Annotated in this window: 24 protein-coding genes; all 24 read left to right on the forward strand. The window is 62.4% G+C overall.

Annotated elements, in window-relative coordinates; translation table 11 throughout:
- The first annotated feature begins 58 nt into the window (after positions 1 to 58).
- The 24 genes from fusA to secY all read left to right on the forward strand — a co-directional run bounded on the left by fusA (position 59) and on the right by secY (position 14,709).
- Positions 59 to 2,200 carry an elongation factor G gene (gene fusA, locus ROV95_RS06945; protein WP_019662237.1) on the forward strand — a complete coding sequence of 714 codons (2,142 nt, stop codon included), beginning with the start codon at positions 59 to 61 and terminating at the stop codon, positions 2,198 to 2,200.
- A 52-nt stretch (positions 2,201 to 2,252) separates the two neighbouring features.
- On the forward strand, positions 2,253 to 3,443 hold the full coding sequence (gene tuf, locus ROV95_RS06950) for an elongation factor Tu (protein ID WP_033835886.1): 1,191 nt from the start codon (positions 2,253 to 2,255) through the stop codon (positions 3,441 to 3,443).
- A gap of 332 nt (positions 3,444 to 3,775) precedes the next feature.
- Entirely contained in the window at positions 3,776 to 4,087 is a 312-nt protein-coding gene (gene rpsJ, locus ROV95_RS06955; RefSeq protein ID WP_005408208.1) for a 30S ribosomal protein S10, read from the forward strand.
- Positions 4,088 to 4,098: 11 nt separating this feature from the next.
- A complete protein-coding gene (gene rplC, locus ROV95_RS06960) occupies positions 4,099 to 4,749 on the forward strand; it encodes a 50S ribosomal protein L3 (protein ID WP_004145336.1) in 651 nt (216 codons plus the stop codon).
- A 12-nt stretch (positions 4,750 to 4,761) separates the two neighbouring features.
- The gene (gene rplD / locus ROV95_RS06965; RefSeq protein ID WP_019659578.1) at positions 4,762 to 5,367 is read left to right on the forward strand and encodes a 50S ribosomal protein L4; all 606 of its coding nucleotides are present in this window, start codon (positions 4,762 to 4,764) and stop codon (positions 5,365 to 5,367) included.
- A complete protein-coding gene (rplW, locus tag ROV95_RS06970; protein WP_004145338.1) occupies positions 5,364 to 5,663 on the forward strand; it encodes a 50S ribosomal protein L23 in 300 nt (99 codons plus the stop codon). The genes rplD and rplW overlap by 4 nt, the downstream gene beginning before the upstream one ends.
- 10 nt (positions 5,664 to 5,673) lie before the next feature.
- Complete coding sequence (rplB, locus tag ROV95_RS06975; RefSeq protein WP_004145339.1) at positions 5,674 to 6,501, forward strand: 50S ribosomal protein L2; 828 nt, start codon at positions 5,674 to 5,676, stop codon at positions 6,499 to 6,501.
- 6 nt (positions 6,502 to 6,507) lie between these two features.
- Positions 6,508 to 6,777, forward strand: a complete 270-nt coding sequence (rpsS, locus tag ROV95_RS06980) for a 30S ribosomal protein S19 (RefSeq protein ID WP_005415413.1) — start codon at positions 6,508 to 6,510, stop codon at positions 6,775 to 6,777.
- A gap of 12 nt (positions 6,778 to 6,789) precedes the next feature.
- Positions 6,790 to 7,125, forward strand: coding sequence for a 50S ribosomal protein L22 (gene rplV, locus ROV95_RS06985; protein WP_004145348.1), 336 nt, complete (start codon positions 6,790 to 6,792; stop codon positions 7,123 to 7,125).
- Positions 7,126 to 7,143: 18 nt separating this feature from the next.
- Positions 7,144 to 7,878 (forward strand): 30S ribosomal protein S3, encoded by a 735-nt coding sequence (rpsC, locus tag ROV95_RS06990; protein ID WP_005415414.1) that lies wholly within the window; start codon positions 7,144 to 7,146, stop codon positions 7,876 to 7,878.
- A 5-nt stretch (positions 7,879 to 7,883) separates the two neighbouring features.
- The gene (gene rplP, locus ROV95_RS06995) at positions 7,884 to 8,297 is read left to right on the forward strand and encodes a 50S ribosomal protein L16 (RefSeq protein WP_004154486.1); all 414 of its coding nucleotides are present in this window, start codon (positions 7,884 to 7,886) and stop codon (positions 8,295 to 8,297) included.
- Complete coding sequence (gene rpmC, locus ROV95_RS07000) at positions 8,297 to 8,482, forward strand: 50S ribosomal protein L29 (RefSeq protein WP_004154487.1); 186 nt, start codon at positions 8,297 to 8,299, stop codon at positions 8,480 to 8,482. Before rplP ends, rpmC begins: the two co-directional genes overlap by 1 nt.
- Before the next feature lie 11 nt (positions 8,483 to 8,493).
- Positions 8,494 to 8,763, forward strand: a complete 270-nt coding sequence (gene rpsQ / locus ROV95_RS07005; RefSeq protein ID WP_004154489.1) for a 30S ribosomal protein S17 — start codon at positions 8,494 to 8,496, stop codon at positions 8,761 to 8,763.
- Positions 8,764 to 8,775: 12 nt separating this feature from the next.
- Entirely contained in the window at positions 8,776 to 9,144 is a 369-nt protein-coding gene (rplN, locus tag ROV95_RS07010) for a 50S ribosomal protein L14 (protein ID WP_010483978.1), read from the forward strand.
- 16 nt (positions 9,145 to 9,160) lie between these two features.
- Positions 9,161 to 9,478, forward strand: a complete 318-nt coding sequence (gene rplX, locus ROV95_RS07015; RefSeq protein ID WP_004154490.1) for a 50S ribosomal protein L24 — start codon at positions 9,161 to 9,163, stop codon at positions 9,476 to 9,478.
- A gap of 11 nt (positions 9,479 to 9,489) precedes the next feature.
- Positions 9,490 to 10,032 (forward strand): 50S ribosomal protein L5, encoded by a 543-nt coding sequence (gene rplE / locus ROV95_RS07020; RefSeq protein ID WP_005415416.1) that lies wholly within the window; start codon positions 9,490 to 9,492, stop codon positions 10,030 to 10,032.
- Positions 10,033 to 10,050: 18 nt separating this feature from the next.
- Positions 10,051 to 10,356, forward strand: coding sequence for a 30S ribosomal protein S14 (rpsN, locus tag ROV95_RS07025; RefSeq protein WP_019659577.1), 306 nt, complete (start codon positions 10,051 to 10,053; stop codon positions 10,354 to 10,356).
- Positions 10,357 to 10,614: 258 nt separating this feature from the next.
- Positions 10,615 to 11,013 (forward strand): 30S ribosomal protein S8, encoded by a 399-nt coding sequence (gene rpsH, locus ROV95_RS07030; RefSeq protein WP_021204581.1) that lies wholly within the window; start codon positions 10,615 to 10,617, stop codon positions 11,011 to 11,013.
- Between the two features lie 18 nt (positions 11,014 to 11,031).
- The gene (gene rplF / locus ROV95_RS07035; protein WP_019659576.1) at positions 11,032 to 11,556 is read left to right on the forward strand and encodes a 50S ribosomal protein L6; all 525 of its coding nucleotides are present in this window, start codon (positions 11,032 to 11,034) and stop codon (positions 11,554 to 11,556) included.
- Positions 11,557 to 11,636: 80 nt separating this feature from the next.
- Positions 11,637 to 11,996, forward strand: coding sequence for a 50S ribosomal protein L18 (rplR, locus tag ROV95_RS07040; protein WP_026346969.1), 360 nt, complete (start codon positions 11,637 to 11,639; stop codon positions 11,994 to 11,996).
- Between the two features lie 161 nt (positions 11,997 to 12,157).
- Entirely contained in the window at positions 12,158 to 12,700 is a 543-nt protein-coding gene (gene rpsE / locus ROV95_RS07045; RefSeq protein WP_004154496.1) for a 30S ribosomal protein S5, read from the forward strand.
- A complete protein-coding gene (gene rpmD, locus ROV95_RS07050) occupies positions 12,693 to 12,884 on the forward strand; it encodes a 50S ribosomal protein L30 (protein ID WP_005408214.1) in 192 nt (63 codons plus the stop codon). Before rpsE ends, rpmD begins: the two co-directional genes overlap by 8 nt.
- A 6-nt stretch (positions 12,885 to 12,890) precedes the next feature.
- A complete protein-coding gene (gene rplO, locus ROV95_RS07055; protein ID WP_004154498.1) occupies positions 12,891 to 13,334 on the forward strand; it encodes a 50S ribosomal protein L15 in 444 nt (147 codons plus the stop codon).
- Between the two features lie 7 nt (positions 13,335 to 13,341).
- Positions 13,342 to 14,709, forward strand: coding sequence for a preprotein translocase subunit SecY (gene secY / locus ROV95_RS07060; RefSeq protein ID WP_005408215.1), 1,368 nt, complete (start codon positions 13,342 to 13,344; stop codon positions 14,707 to 14,709).
- The last annotated feature ends 51 nt before the right edge of the window (positions 14,710 to 14,760 follow it).

Genomic DNA, 14,760 nt, shown 5'->3' on the forward strand with positions numbered 1-14,760 from the left:
AAGGCCGCCGAAAGGCGGCGTTCGGCCATCCGAAATCCAAGAAATCTGAGAGGCTCCCGTGGCCCGTTCCACTCCCATCGAGCGTTACCGTAACTTCGGCATCATGGCTCACATCGATGCCGGCAAGACCACCACGTCCGAGCGCATCCTGTTCTACACCGGCAAGAGCCACAAGATCGGTGAAGTGCACGACGGCGCCGCCACCATGGACTGGATGGAGCAGGAGCAGGAGCGTGGCATCACGATCCAGTCCGCTGCCACCACCGCGTTCTGGAAGGGCATGGACAAGTCCCTGCCGGAGCACCGCTTCAACATCATCGACACCCCGGGGCACGTCGACTTCACCATCGAAGTTGAGCGCTCGCTGCGCGTGCTCGACGGTGCCGTCTTCGTCCTGTGCGCCGTCGGTGGCGTGCAGCCGCAGTCGGAAACCGTGTGGCGCCAGGCCAACAAGTACCACGTGCCGCGCATCGCGTTCGTCAACAAGATGGACCGCACCGGTGCCAACTTCCAGAAGGTCGTCGGCCAGCTGAAGGCCAAGCTGGGCGCGGTTGCCGTGCCGATGCAGCTGCCGATCGGCGCTGAAGACAACTTCAAGGGCGTTGTCGACCTGCTGAAGATGAAGGCCATCCACTGGGATGAAGCCTCGCAGGGCATGAAGTTCGAGTACAGCGACATCCCGGCCGATCTGCAGGCGGCTGCGGAAGAAGCTCGCCAGTTCATGGTCGAGACCGCTGCCGAAGCCAGCGAAGAGCTGATGGAAAAGTACCTGGGCGGCGAAGAGCTGGCCGAGGCCGAAATCATCAACGCGCTGCGTACCCGTACCCTGGCCACCGAGATCGTGCCGATGTACTGCGGCTCGGCCTTCAAGAACAAGGGCGTGCAGGCCATGCTGGACGGCGTGATCCAGCTGCTGCCGTCGCCGGTCGACGTGCCGGACGTGAAGGGCGTGGACGTTGACGACGACACCGTCGAAATGACCCGCAAGTCGGACGACAAGGCGCCGTTCTCGTCGCTGGCCTTCAAGATCATCACCGACCCGTTCGTCGGCGCGCTGACCTTCTTCCGTGTCTACTCGGGCACCCTGAACGGTGGCGACACCGTGCTGAACTCGGTGAAGGGCAAGAAGGAGCGCATCGGCCGCATCCTGCAGATGCACTCGAACAACCGCGAGGAAATCAAGGAAGTTCTGGCTGGTGACATCGCTGCTGCCGTGGGCCTGAAGGACACCACCACCGGTGACACCCTGTGCGCCGTGGATGCGCCGATCATCCTGGAGCGCATGACGTTCCCGGAGCCGGTGATCTCGATGGCCGTCGAGCCGAAGACCAAGTCGGACCAGGAAAAGATGGGTCTGGCGCTGGGTCGCCTGGCGCAGGAAGATCCGTCGTTCCGCGTCAAGACCGACGAAGAATCCGGCCAGACCATCATCTCGGGCATGGGCGAGCTGCACCTGGACATCATCGTCGACCGCCTGAAGCGCGAGTTCAACGTTGAAGCCAACGTCGGCGCGCCGCAGGTGGCCTACCGCGAAACCATCACCCTGGCTGACGTCAAGTCGGACTACAAGCACGCCAAGCAGTCCGGTGGTAAGGGTCAGTACGGTCACGTCGTGATCGAGCTGTCGCCGATCACCGCTGAAGATCGTGCCGATCCGAAGATCGCTCCGATGATCAAGGACGATTTCCTGTTCATCAACGACATCACCGGCGGCGTGATCCCGAAGGAATTCATTCCGTCGGTTGAAAAGGGCCTGCGCGAAACCATCACCAGCGGCCCGCTGGCTGGCTTCCCGGTCGTGGACGTCAAGGTGAAGCTGGTGTTCGGTTCGTACCACGACGTCGACTCCTCGGAAATGGCGTTCAAGCTGGCTTCGTCGATGGCCTTCAAGCAGGGCTTCGCCAAGGCCAAGCCGGTGCTGCTGGAGCCGATCATGAAGGTCGAGATCGTGACCCCGGAGGATTACCAGGGTGACGTGATGGGCGACGTCAGCCGTCGTCGCGGCGTGCTGCAGGGTTCCGACACCACCGGTGACGGTTCGGCCAGCATCATCAACGCGATGATCCCGCTGGGTGAAATGTTCGGCTACGCCACTGCGCTGCGTTCGCAGACCCAGGGCCGCGCCACCTTCACCATGGAATTCGATCACTACGAGCCGGCTCCGACCAACATCGCCGAAGCCGTCATGAAGAAGGGCTGAGCCTCGCTCAGCCTCTCTTGAAACCATTTACGAACAATCAAGGTATAGAACAATGGCAAAGGGTAAGTTCGAGCGCACCAAGCCGCACGTCAACGTCGGCACCATCGGTCACGTCGACCACGGCAAGACCACGCTGACCGCTGCACTGACCAAGATCGGTGCCGAGCGCTTCGGTGGCGAGTTCAAGGATTACTCCTCGATCGACGCCGCTCCGGAAGAAAAGGCACGTGGCATCACGATCTCGACCGCGCACGTCGAATACGAATCCCCGATCCGTCACTACGCCCACGTTGACTGCCCGGGCCACGCTGACTACGTCAAGAACATGATCACCGGTGCCGCCCAGATGGACGGCGCGATCCTGGTGTGCTCGGCCGCTGACGGCCCGATGCCGCAGACCCGCGAGCACATCCTGCTGTCGCGTCAGGTCGGCGTGCCGTACATCGTCGTGTTCCTGAACAAGGCCGACATGGTGGACGACGCCGAGCTGCTCGAGCTGGTCGAGATGGAAGTGCGTGAGCTGCTGAGCAAGTACGACTTCCCGGGCGACGACACCCCGATCATCGCTGGTTCGGCCCGCCTGGCGCTGGAAGGTGACCAGAGCGACATCGGCGTGCCGGCCATCCTGAAGCTGGTCGATGCCCTGGACAGCTGGATTCCGGAGCCGGAGCGTGCGATCGACAAGCCGTTCCTGATGCCGGTGGAAGACGTGTTCTCGATCTCGGGCCGCGGCACCGTGGTGACCGGCCGTATCGAGCGCGGCGTGATCAAGGTCGGCGACGAAATCGAAATCGTCGGCATCCGTCCGGTGCAGAAGACCACCGTGACCGGCGTTGAAATGTTCCGCAAGCTGCTGGACCAGGGTCAGGCAGGCGACAATGCTGGCCTGCTGCTGCGCGGCACCAAGCGTGACGACGTTGAGCGTGGCCAGGTGCTGGCCAAGCCGGGCACGATCAAGCCGCACACCAAGTTCGAGGGTGAAGTCTACGTCCTGTCGAAGGATGAAGGCGGCCGTCACACCCCGTTCTTCAACGGCTACCGTCCGCAGTTCTACTTCCGCACCACCGACATCACCGGCGCAGCTGCACTGCCGGAAGGCGTCGAAATGGTGATGCCGGGTGACAACGTCAAGATGGTCGTCACCCTGATCAACCCGGTGGCGATGGACGAAGGCCTGCGCTTCGCCATCCGCGAAGGCGGCCGCACCGTCGGCGCCGGCGTGGTCTCGAAGATCATCGAGTAATCTGGTAGTATCTGCGCCCCGATGTTGCCTGGGTAGGGCATCGGGGCGTATCAAATGGGAAAGCAGGCACAGGATGTGCCTTGTGTTCCCCGGACCAGGAAGGGTCAATGCCATTCAGGCGGCGTCAACAGGCGACTGTTGACAGCTGCCTTGTGTGCCATTATGCTTCTACGTCTGGGCAGGCCGGGGAACTGGTCTGCCTACGTTTTTGAGGTCTATGGAGTGACCTTGTCGGCCTGCAGGAGTGTGGGTCGTCCGTATTCAGGAATTTCATGGGGCAAAGCAACCCAGAGGCTTTGTCTGTCGCTCTTTTAACGAAGGAACCTACCGCCATGGCGGACCAAAAGATCCGGATCCGGCTGAAAGCGTTCGATCATCGTCTGATCGACCGTTCGGCCAGCGAGATCGTTGAAACGGCAAAGCGGACCGGCGCGCAAGTGCGTGGCCCGATCCCGCTGCCGACCAAGATCGAGCGCTACACCGTTCTCGTTTCCCCGCACGTCGACAAGGACGCGCGTGACCAGTACGAGACCCGCACGCACAAGCGCGTGCTCGATATCGTTGACCCGAATGACAAGACCGTGGACGCGCTGATGAAGCTCGAACTGGCTGCCGGCGTCGACGTTCAGATCAAGCTGACCTGAGGACTACGACCATGACGAAGAAGTATTCGTTGGGCTTCGTGGGCCGCAAGGCCGGCATGAGCCGCGTGTTCACTGAAGATGGCCGCTCCATCCCGGTGACCCTGATCGAAGCAACCCCGAACCGCATCGCGCAGATCAAGACCGTCGAAACCGACGGCTACAGCGCCGTGCAGGTGACCGTCGGCGCGCGTCGCGCTGCCCTGGTCAACAAGCCGGAAGCCGGCCACTTCGCCAAGGCGAAGGTGGAAGCGGGTCGTGGCCTGTGGGAATTCCGCGTTGAAGACGCGCAGCTCGGCGATTTCGCCGTTGGCGGCGAAGTCAAGGCGGACATCTTCGAAGTCGGCCAGATCGTCGACGTCCAGGGTGTCACCAAGGGTAAGGGCTTCCAGGGCACCATCAAGCGCCACAACTTCCGTATGGGCGATGCAACCCACGGTAACTCGCTGTCGCATCGCGCGCCGGGTTCGCTGGGTCAGCGCCAGACCCCGGGTCGCGTTTTCCCGGGCAAGAAGATGTCGGGCCACATGGGCGCGGTGCAGCAGAGCACCCAGAACCTGGAAGTGGTCAAGGTCGACGTCGAGCGCGGTCTGATCGCCGTTCGCGGCGCCGTTCCGGGCGCGGCCGGTGGCGATGTGATCGTCCGTCCGGCGAGCAAGGCATAAGGAGAGATGACGATGGAACTCGTTATCACGGGTAGCAACAACAAGGTCTCGGTCTCCGAAGCCGTGTTCGGTCGCGATTTCAGCGAAGATCTGGTCCACCAGGTCGTCGTTGCTTACCGCAACGCCGGTCGCGCCGGCACCAAGGCACAGAAGACTCGCTCCGAAGTGGCTGGTACCACCAAGAAGTCGAAGAAGCAGAAGGGCGGCGGCGCGCGTCATGGCGCACTGACGGCTCCGATCTTCGTCGGCGGCGGTGTCACCTTCGCGGCCAAGCCGCGCAGCTTCGAGCAGAAGGTCAATCGTAAGCAGTACCGTGCCGCCATGTGCGCGATCCTGTCCGAGCTGAACCGTCAGGGCCGTCTGACCATCGTGGAGTCCTTCGACGTCGAAGTGACCAACACGAAGGGTCTGGTCGCCAAGCTGGCCGGCCTGGAAGTGGGCAAGCGCCCGCTGATCGTCACCGAAGAAGCGTCCGAGCACCTGTACCTGTCCGCCCGCAATCTGCCGTACGTGCAGGTGCGTGACGTCCAGGGCCTGGATCCGGTCTCGCTGGTGGGTGCCGACACGGTCGTCATCACCGCTGACGCGGTCAAGAAGGTCGAGGAGTGGCTGGCATGAACAGCAACGAAAAAATCTTCAGCGTGCTGCGTGCCCCGCGTGTCTCCGAAAAGACCGCGCGCCTGCAGGAACTCTCCAACCAGTATGTCTTCGAAGTTTCGAACGAAGCCACCAAGGCCGATGTAAAGGCCGCGGTTGAGCAGCTGTTCGACGTCAAGGTCGAAGCTGTCAACGTGGTCAACGTCAAGGGCAAGAACAAGTCCTTCCGTAACCGTGCTGGCCGCCGCGGCGATTGGCGCAAGGCGTACGTTCGCCTGGCCGATGGCCAGTCGATCGATGTAACGGCCAAGGCCTGAGGTACATCCCATGCCATTGATGAAATTCAAGCCCACTTCCCCCGGCCGCCGTTCGGCCGTGCGCGTGGTCACTCCCGACCTGCACAAGGGTGCTCCGCACGCTGCCCTGGTCGAGTCGCAGAGCCGCTCGGGTGGTCGTAACCACCATGGCCGCATCACCGTGCGTCACGTCGGTGGTGGTGCCAAGCAGCACTACCGCATCATCGACTTCAAGCGCAACAAGCTGGGCATCCCGGCGCGCGTGGAACGCATCGAATACGATCCGAACCGCACCGCCCACATCGCCCTGCTGTGCTACGTCGACGGTGAGCGCCGCTACATCATCGCCCCGAAGGGCCTGAAGGCCGGTGATCAGGTGATCGCTGGTTCGGATGCCCCGATCAAGGCTGGCAACACCCTGCCGCTGCGCAACATCCCGGTCGGTACCACCATCCACTGCATCGAACTGAAGCCCGGCAAGGGCGCTCAGATCGCCCGCGCAGCCGGTGCGGCCGTGCAGCTGGTGGCCCGCGAAGGCATCTACGCCACCCTGCGCCTGCGCTCGGGTGAAATGCGCAAGGTGCCGGTCGAGTGCTGCGCCACCATCGGCGAAGTCGGCAACGACGAGCACAGCCTGGAAAAGCTGGGCAAGGCCGGTGCCAAGCGTTGGCGCGGCGTCCGCCCGACCGTTCGTGGTGCTGCCATGAACCCGGTTGACCACCCGCACGGTGGTGGTGAGGCCAAGGCCGGCCAGGGTAACCCGCATCCGGTCACCCCGTGGGGTGTCCCGACCAAGGGTTACAAGACGCGCCATAACAAGCGCACTCAGCAGTTCATCGTCCGCGATCGTAGGGGCTAATCGACCATGGCACGTTCACTCAAGAAGGGCCCGTTCGTCGATCACCACCTCGTCAAGAAGGTGGAGGCCGCTGCGGGCAGCAAGAAGCCGATCAAGACCTGGTCGCGCCGTTCGATGATCCTGCCTGACATGGTAGGCATCACCATTGCCGTGCATAACGGCAAGAACCACATCCCGGTTCTCGTCAACGAGAACATGGTCGGCCACAAGCTCGGCGAATTTGCCATCACCCGGACCTTCAAGGGTCACGGTGGTGACAAGAAGTCGGGCAAGTAAGGAGAGATGACAATGGAAGCGAAAGCCATCCTGCGCACTGCGCGCATCTCCCCGCAGAAGGCTCGTCTGGTCGCTGACCAGGTGCGCGGTCTGCCGGCCGAACGTGCGGTCAACCTGCTGAAGTTCTCGGACAAGAAGGCTGCCCACCTGATCAAGAAGGTGGTGGAGTCGGCTATTGCCAATGCCGAGAACAACCAGGGCGCCGACGTCGACGAGCTGAAGGTTCAGACCATCATGGTTGATGAAGGTCCGACCCTGAAGCGTTTCATGGCGCGGGCGAAAGGCCGCGGTACCCGCATCCTCAAGCGCACCAGCCACATCACTGTGGTTGTGGGCGCCGCCAAGTAAGCGGATAAGGAAAAGACCATGGGTCATAAAGTTCATCCGATTGGTATCCGCCTCGGCATTTCCAAGGACTGGAACTCCAAGTGGTACGCCAACAAGGCCGAGTTCGCCGGTTACCTGGCAGCCGACCTGAAAGTGCGCGACATGCTGCGCAAGAAGCTGGCCCAGGCCGGCATCAGCAAGATCCTGATCGAGCGTCCGGCCAAGACCGCTCGCGTGACGATCCACACCGCCCGTCCGGGCGTGGTGATCGGCAAGCGCGGTGAGGACATCGAGAAGCTGCGCAAGGAAGTGAGCGAGATGATGGGCGTCCCGGCGCACATCAACGTCACCGAAGTGCGCAAGCCGGAACTGGACGCGCAGCTCGTTGCCGAGTCGATCGCCCAGCAGCTGGAGCGTCGCATCATGTTCCGCCGTGCAATGAAGCGCTCGGTCGGCAACGCGATGCGCCTGGGTGCCCTGGGCATCAAGGTCAACGTCGGTGGCCGCCTCAACGGTGCAGAAATCGCCCGTTCGGAGTGGTACCGCGAAGGCCGCGTGCCGCTGCACACCCTGCGTGCCGACATCGACTATGGCTTCGCTGAAGCCAAGACGACCTACGGCATCATCGGCATCAAGGTCTGGATCTACAAGGGCGAGGTCTTCGATTTCTCCCAGGTTGGCCAGGAAAAGCAGGACGACACTCCGTCGCGCAACGATCGTCACGATCGCGGCGACCGTGGTGACCGTCAGCGCCCGGCCCGTGAAGCGAGGTAACGACAATGTTGCAACCCAAGCGAACCAAGTACCGCAAGGTACACAAGGGCCGTAACGATGGCCTGAGCTGGAGCGCCAACGCTGTCAGCTTCGGCGAATACGGCCTGAAGGCAACCGCACACGGTCAGCTGACCGCGCGCCAGATCGAAGCGGCCCGCCGCTCGATCAGCCGCTACGTCAAGCGCGGCGGCAAGATGTGGATCCGCGTGTTCCCCGACAAGCCCATCACCAAGAAGCCCATCGAAGTCCGAATGGGTTCGGGTAAGGGTAACGTGGAATACTGGGTGGCCCAGATCCAGCCCGGCCGCATGATCTATGAAATCGAGGGTGTTTCCGAGGAAGTGGCTCGCGAGGCGTTCCGCCTGGCCGCCGCCAAGCTCTCGGTCACCACCACTTTCGTGACCCGTACGGTGCGCTGATGGATATCAAAACTCTCCGTGAAAAGTCGGCTGACGAACTCAAGGCCCACCTGATCGACCTGCGTAAGGAACAGTTCTCTGTCCGTATGCAGCAGGTCACCGGCCAGCTGCCGAAGACCCACGACATTCGCCGGGTCCGTCGCGAGATTGCTCGCGTCAAGACCCTGCTCGGCAGCACGAAGTAAGGATGGCCGCTATGAGCGACAATACTGAAAAGAAGACGCTGCGCACGGTCGAAGGCCGTGTCGTCAGCAACAAGATGGACAAGACGGTTACCGTCCTGGTTGAGCGTCAGGTCAAGCACGCGCTGTACGGCAAGTACATCAAGCGCTCGACCAAGCTGCACGCCCACGATGCCGACAACGCCTGCAAGGAAGGCGATGTCGTCCGCGTGACCGAGATTGCTCCGATGTCCAAGACCAAGAACTGGCGCGTGGTGGAAGTCATCACGCGTGCGGCTGAATAAGGAGTCTGAATCATGATCCAGATGCAGAGCTACCTTGACGTCGCGGACAATTCGGGTGCCAAGCAGGTGATGTGCTTCAAGGTGCTGGGTGGTTCCAAGCGCCGTTACGCCGGCATCGGCGACATCATCAAGGTCACCGTGAAGGATGCGATTCCGCGCGGCAAGGTCAAGAAGGGTGAAGTGTATGACGCCGTCGTGGTGCGTACCCGCAAGGGTGTGCGTCGCGCCGACGGTTCGCTGATCCGCTTCGACGGCAACGCGGCCGTCCTGCTGAACAACAAGCAGGAGCCGATCGGTACCCGTATCTTCGGGCCGGTGACCCGTGAACTTCGTTCGGAGAAGTTCATGAAGATCGTCTCGCTCGCTCCCGAAGTGCTGTGAGCGACAGGAGATAATCATGGCTAACCGTATCAAGAAGGGCGACCAGGTTGTCGTCAACGCTGGCAAGGACAAGGGCAAGCAGGGCGAAGTCGTCCGCGTCGACGGCGACCGTGTGGTCGTCGCCAACGTGAACATCGTCAAGCGCCACACCAAGCCGAACCCGCAGGCAGGTGTTGCCGGCGGCGTGGTCGAGCGCGAAGCTTCGATCCATATCTCCAACGTGAACGTGCTGAACCCGGCTTCGGGCAAGGGCGAACGCGTTGGCTTCAAGGTGCTGGAGGATGGACGCAAACTGCGTGTGTTCCGCTCCAGCGGTGAGGCGCTCGACGCCTGAGGAATGTGAAGATGACTTCCCGTCTCGAAAAGATCTACAAGGAAGAAGTGGTGCCGGCGCTGATGAAGCAGTTCGGCTACACCAATCCGATGGAAGTACCGAAGCTCGTCAAGGTCACCCTGAACATGGGTGTCGGCGAGGCTGCCACCAACAAGAAGATCCTGGAAAACGCCGTCGCGGACATGACCAAGATTTCCGGCCAGAAGCCGGTTGTCACCAAGTCGCGTATCTCGGTCGCGTCGTTCAAGATCCGTGATGGTTGGCCGATCGGCTGCAAGACCACGCTGCGTCGCCACAAGATGTACGAGTTCCTGGACCGCCTGATCAACATCTCGCTGCCGCGCGTGCGCGACTTCCGTGGTGTTTCCGGCCGTTCCTTCGACGGCCGCGGCAACTTCAACATGGGTGTGAAGGAACAGATCATCTTCCCGGAAATCGACTTCGACGCCGTCGACGCGATCCGCGGCATGGATATCGCCATCACCACCACTGCGAAGACCGATGCGGAAGCGAAGGCGCTGCTGGCAGCGTTCAAGTTCCCGTTCCGTAACTGATCTGTCGAGGAAACCGAAATGGCAAAGACCTCCATGGTCAACCGCGACATCAAGCGGGAAAAGCTGGCCAAGAAGTACGCTGAAAAGCGTGCGGCTCTGAAGAAGATCGTGTCCTCCGTGGACGCGACCTACGAAGAGAAGATCGAGGCCGCAACCAAGCTGGCCAAGCTGCCGCGCGATTCGTCGCCGAGCCGCCAGCGTAATCGTTGCGAGCTGTCGGGTCGTCCGCGTGGCGTCTACAGCAAGTTCGGCCTGGGCCGTAACAAGCTGCGTGAAGCCACCATGCGTGGCGACGTGCCGGGTCTGCGCAAGGCCAGCTGGTAACCCCAGCCGGCCCTGCGATCAGGAGCCCCTTCGGGGGTTCCTGAACCGGGCAGGGGAGGCATTCAGCTTTCCCGACGCAAAAAAACCGAGGAGCCCGGCGCAAGCCGGGCTCTTTTGGCGTATACTCCCGCGTCTTGCCCTGCGCAAACGGGGTCGTAGGAGTGGGCTTCCGGCCCGCTGAATCAAGGGACCTGGCCCGTTTCCAGGAGACAACAGATTTTCGCGAAAGCGGATATCGGTGCACTCAAAGGTACTCATATGAGCATGACTGATCCCATCGCCGACCTGCTGGTCCGCATCAAGAATGCGGCCGCGGTGGGCAAGCAGACGGTGAAAGCCCCGTCGTCCAAGATCAAGGTTGCGATCGCCCAGGTCCTGAAGGACGAGGGTTACATCGCCGACCTGCGCGTGACCCAGCTGGAAAACAACAAGTCCGAGCTGGAAATCGTGCTGAAGTATTTCGAAGGCAAGCCGGTCATCGCGACCCTGAAGCGCTTCTCGCGTTCGGGCCTGCGCCAGTACCGCGGCAAGAGCGAGCTGCCGAAGGTCATGAACGGCCTGGGTATCTCCATCATTTCCACCTCCAAGGGCATCATGACTGATGCGCAGGCGCGCCAGCTGGGCGTCGGCGGCGAAGTCCTGTGCTTCGTGGCCTAAGGCGAAAGGAGTAGAACTATGTCCCGCGTAGCCAAGAAGCCGATTACCCTGGGTAAGGTTGAACTGAACGTCCAGTCGGACAGCGTCACCGCCAAGGGCCCGAAGGGCACCCTGTCGCTGGCCAAGCCGGCCGGTATTGCCATCAACGTCGACAACGGCGTTGCCACCCTGAGCACCGAAAGCGCCGACCTGGTCGCACTGACCGGTACCGTGCGTGCGATCCTGTCCAACATGGTCAAGGGCGTGTCCGAAGGCTTCGAGCGCAAGCTGGAGCTGGTGGGCGTGGGTTACCGCGCTGCCATGCAGGGCAAGGACCTGAACCTGTCGCTGGGCTTCTCGCACCCGGTCGTGTTCGTGGCGCCGGAAGGCATCACGCTGTCGACCCCGACCCAGACCGAGATCCTGGTCCAGGGCGCTGACAAGCAGGTCGTCGGTGAAGTTGCCGCCAAGATCCGTGCGTTCCGCAAGCCGGAACCGTACAAGGGCAAGGGCGTGAAGTACTCCGACGAAGTCATCATCCGTAAGGAAGCCAAGAAGGCATAAGCGCGAGTCCCTCGCAAGAGCCCGCACATCCCTGTGCGGACTTCTCAGGGAAAAGCTCTTCCTTCAGCTTTCAAGGAATAATCAAAATGAACAAGAACATCGCCCGCCTGCGTCGCGCCAAGTCGACCCGTGCCCACATCCGTGAGCTCGGCGTCGCCCGCCTGTCGGTGCTGCGCACCGGCCAGCACCTGTACGCCCAGGTCTTCACCGCCGACGGCTCCAAGGTGCTGGCTGCTGCCAACACCACCCAGGCCGACGTCATCGAAGGCCTGAAGAACGGCAAGAACGCCGATGCTGCTGCCAAGGTTGGCCGCATCGTTGCCGAGCGCGCCAAGGCCGCCGGCATCGAGAAGGTTGCCTTCGATCGTTCGGGCTACCGCTACCACGGCCGCATCAAGGCCCTGGCAGAAGCCGCCCGCGAAGCCGGCCTGCAGTTCTAAGGGACAAGGGCAGGGGGCCATTGGCCTCCTGCCCACCTGCTCGCCAGCCTGAGTGAGGCTGGACGGCGCCGCTCTTCTGCAGCGGCCCACCGGAACAACGCGTCACGCCACAACCATAAGCGGCTTCGAGCCGTACATACCCAAACAACCAAGGAATCAACATGGCAGAAGAGCGTCAGCAGCGGGGTCGCGATCGCGACCGTAACCGCGAAGAGAAGATCGACGACGGCATGATCGAAAAGCTGGTCGCGGTCAACCGCGTCAGCAAGACCGTCAAGGGTGGCCGCCAGTTCACCTTCACCGCCCTGACCGTCGTCGGCGACGGCGAAGGCAAGGTCGGTTTCGGCTATGGCAAGGCCCGCGAAGTGCCGGTTGCCATCCAGAAGTCGATGGAACAGGCCCGCAAGAACCTGGTCAGCGTTGACCTGAACAACGGCACCCTGTGGCACACCATCAAGGATGGTCACGGCGCAGCCCGCGTGTTCATGCAGCCGGCTTCGGAAGGTACCGGCGTGATCGCCGGCGGTGCCATGCGCGCCGTGCTGGAAGCCGTTGGCGTGAAGAACGTGCTGGCCAAGGCCACCGGTTCGCGCAACCCGATCAACCTGGTGCGTGCCACCGTGAAGGGCCTGGCTGCTGCACAGTCGCCGGCTCGCATCGCGGCCAAGCGCGGCAAGAAGGTGGAGGAACTCAACCATGGCTAATGAGTCCAACAAGACTGTCAAGGTCCGCCTGGTGCGTGGCCTGCGTGGCACCCAGTCGCGTCACCGCCTGTCGGTGCGTGCGCTGGGCCTGAACAAGCTCAACGATGTGCGTGAACTGAAGGACAGCCCGCAGGTGCGCGGCCTGATCAACAAGGTTCAGTACCTCGTCCAGGTTGAGGAGTAATCGACCATGACTCTGCGTCTCAATGAACTGAGCCCGGCACCGGGCGCCCGCACCGAGCGTACCCGCGTCGGTCGCGGTATCGGCTCGGGCCTGGGCAAGACTGCCGGCCGCGGCCACAAGGGTTCGTTCGCCCGCAAGGGTGGCGGCAAGATCAAGGCTGGCTTCGAAGGCGGCCAGACCCCCATGCAGCGTCGTCTGCCGAAGATCGGCTTCCGTTCGCCGATCGCCAAGGACACCGCTGAAGTGCTGCTGTACGCACTGGACAAGCTGCCGGCCGGTGAGATCGACTTCGCCGCCCTGCGTGCTGCCAAGCTGGTTCCGAGCACTGCCAAGAAGGCCAAGGTCGTCGTCAAGGGCGAAGTGACCAAGGCGTTCACCCTGAAGGGTATTGCTGCCACGGCGGGTGCCAAGGCCGCGATCGAAGCTGCCGGCGGCAGCGTAACGGAGTAAGAAAATCATGGCGCAAGCTGGCATCGGTAACCTCGCGGGCGGAATGGGCAAGTTCACTGAACTTCGCCAACGTTTGCTGTTCGTCGTCGGGGCTTTGATCGTCTATCGCATCGGCTGCTACGTGCCGGTGCCGGGCGTCAATCCCGATGCCATGCTTGCCATGATGCAACAGCAGGGCGGCGGCATCGTGGACATGTTCAACATGTTCTCGGGCGGCGCCCTGCACCGTTTCAGCATCTTCGCGCTGAACGTGATGCCGTACATCTCGGCATCGATCGTGATGCAGCTGGCCGTGCACATCTTCCCCGCCCTGAAGGCGATGCAGAAGGAAGGTGAGTCCGGCCGCCGCAAGATCACCCAGTATTCGCGCATCGGCGCCGTGCTGCTGGCAGTGGTGCAGGGCGGTTCGATCGCACTGGCCCTGCAGGGCCAGGTCTCGCCGTCGGGCGCTCCGGTCGTGTATGCGCCGGGCATGGGCTTCGTGCTCACCGCCGTGGTCGCGCTGACCGCCGGCACCATGTTCCTGATGTGGGTCGGTGAGCAGGTCACCGAGCGCGGCATCGGCAACGGCGTGTCGCTGATCATCTTTGCCGGTATCGTCGCTGGCCTGCCGGGTGCGATCATCCACACCTTCGACGCCTACCGCGACGGCAACATCCAGTTCATCCAGCTGCTGCTGATCGCCATTGTCGTGCTCGCGTTCACCTTCTTCGTGGTGTTCGTCGAGCGTGGCCAGCGCCGGATCACGGTCAACTACGCACGCCGCCAGGGCGGTCGCAACGCGTACATGAACCAGACCTCGTTCCTGCCGCTGAAGCTCAACATGGCCGGCGTCATTCCGGCAATCTTCGCCTCGAGCCTGCTGGCCTTCCCGGCCACCCTGGCCATGTGGTCCGGCCAGGCGGCCAACCAGAGCAGCTTCGGCCAGGTCCTGCAGAAGGTCGCCAATGCCCTGGGCCCGGGCGAGCCGCTGCACATGATCGTGTTCGCTGCGCTGATCACCGGTTTCGCGTTCTTCTATACCGCGCTGGTGTTCAACTCCCAGGAAACCGCTGACAACCTGAAGAAGTCGGGCGCGCTGATTCCGGGCATCCGTCCGGGCAAGGCCACCGCCGATTACATCGACGGTGTACTGACCCGCCTGACCGCGGCCGGCTCGGCCTATCTGGTGATCGTCTGCCTGCTGCCGGAACTGATGCGCACGCAGCTGAACGCCTCGTTCTACTTCGGCGGTACTTCGCTGCTGATCGTGGTGGTCGTGGTGATGGACTTCATTGCCCAGGTGCAGGCGCACCTGATGTCCCACCAGTACGAGAGCCTGCTGAAGAAGGCCAACCTTAAGGGCGGCAACCGCGGCGGTTTTGCCCGCGGCTGATTGGCCTGTTATACTTTCGTCTTCCTGACGTGATGGTCCCTCCGCTTCGCG

It is taken from the genome of Stenotrophomonas maltophilia group sp. msm1 (assembly GCF_032025805.1).
Lineage (GTDB): Bacteria > Pseudomonadota > Gammaproteobacteria > Xanthomonadales > Xanthomonadaceae > Stenotrophomonas > Stenotrophomonas hibiscicola.

What these genes read in the sequence shown, in the direction of transcription:
- rpsE (WP_004154496.1), top strand. Translation starts at nt 12,158, where the DNA reads ATGGCAGAAGAGCGTCAGCAGCGGGGTCGCGATCGCGACCGTAACCGC.
- rplN (WP_010483978.1), top strand. Translation starts at nt 8,776, where the DNA reads ATGATCCAGATGCAGAGCTACCTTGACGTCGCGGACAATTCGGGTGCC.
- rpmD (WP_005408214.1), top strand. Translation starts at nt 12,693, where the DNA reads ATGGCTAATGAGTCCAACAAGACTGTCAAGGTCCGCCTGGTGCGTGGC.
- rpsS (WP_005415413.1), top strand. Translation starts at nt 6,508, where the DNA reads ATGGCACGTTCACTCAAGAAGGGCCCGTTCGTCGATCACCACCTCGTC.
- secY (WP_005408215.1), top strand. Translation starts at nt 13,342, where the DNA reads ATGGCGCAAGCTGGCATCGGTAACCTCGCGGGCGGAATGGGCAAGTTC.
- rpsN (WP_019659577.1), top strand. Translation starts at nt 10,051, where the DNA reads ATGGCAAAGACCTCCATGGTCAACCGCGACATCAAGCGGGAAAAGCTG.
- rplF (WP_019659576.1), top strand. Translation starts at nt 11,032, where the DNA reads ATGTCCCGCGTAGCCAAGAAGCCGATTACCCTGGGTAAGGTTGAACTG.
- rplW (WP_004145338.1), top strand. Translation starts at nt 5,364, where the DNA reads ATGAACAGCAACGAAAAAATCTTCAGCGTGCTGCGTGCCCCGCGTGTC.
- rpsH (WP_021204581.1), top strand. Translation starts at nt 10,615, where the DNA reads ATGAGCATGACTGATCCCATCGCCGACCTGCTGGTCCGCATCAAGAAT.
- rplB (WP_004145339.1), top strand. Translation starts at nt 5,674, where the DNA reads ATGCCATTGATGAAATTCAAGCCCACTTCCCCCGGCCGCCGTTCGGCC.
- rplD (WP_019659578.1), top strand. Translation starts at nt 4,762, where the DNA reads ATGGAACTCGTTATCACGGGTAGCAACAACAAGGTCTCGGTCTCCGAA.
- rpsQ (WP_004154489.1), top strand. Translation starts at nt 8,494, where the DNA reads ATGAGCGACAATACTGAAAAGAAGACGCTGCGCACGGTCGAAGGCCGT.
- rplC (WP_004145336.1), top strand. Translation starts at nt 4,099, where the DNA reads ATGACGAAGAAGTATTCGTTGGGCTTCGTGGGCCGCAAGGCCGGCATG.
- rpsC (WP_005415414.1), top strand. Translation starts at nt 7,144, where the DNA reads ATGGGTCATAAAGTTCATCCGATTGGTATCCGCCTCGGCATTTCCAAG.
- rpsJ (WP_005408208.1), top strand. Translation starts at nt 3,776, where the DNA reads ATGGCGGACCAAAAGATCCGGATCCGGCTGAAAGCGTTCGATCATCGT.
- rplP (WP_004154486.1), top strand. Translation starts at nt 7,884, where the DNA reads ATGTTGCAACCCAAGCGAACCAAGTACCGCAAGGTACACAAGGGCCGT.
- rplV (WP_004145348.1), top strand. Translation starts at nt 6,790, where the DNA reads ATGGAAGCGAAAGCCATCCTGCGCACTGCGCGCATCTCCCCGCAGAAG.
- rpmC (WP_004154487.1), top strand. Translation starts at nt 8,297, where the DNA reads ATGGATATCAAAACTCTCCGTGAAAAGTCGGCTGACGAACTCAAGGCC.
- tuf (WP_033835886.1), top strand. Translation starts at nt 2,253, where the DNA reads ATGGCAAAGGGTAAGTTCGAGCGCACCAAGCCGCACGTCAACGTCGGC.
- rplX (WP_004154490.1), top strand. Translation starts at nt 9,161, where the DNA reads ATGGCTAACCGTATCAAGAAGGGCGACCAGGTTGTCGTCAACGCTGGC.
- rplE (WP_005415416.1), top strand. Translation starts at nt 9,490, where the DNA reads ATGACTTCCCGTCTCGAAAAGATCTACAAGGAAGAAGTGGTGCCGGCG.
- rplO (WP_004154498.1), top strand. Translation starts at nt 12,891, where the DNA reads ATGACTCTGCGTCTCAATGAACTGAGCCCGGCACCGGGCGCCCGCACC.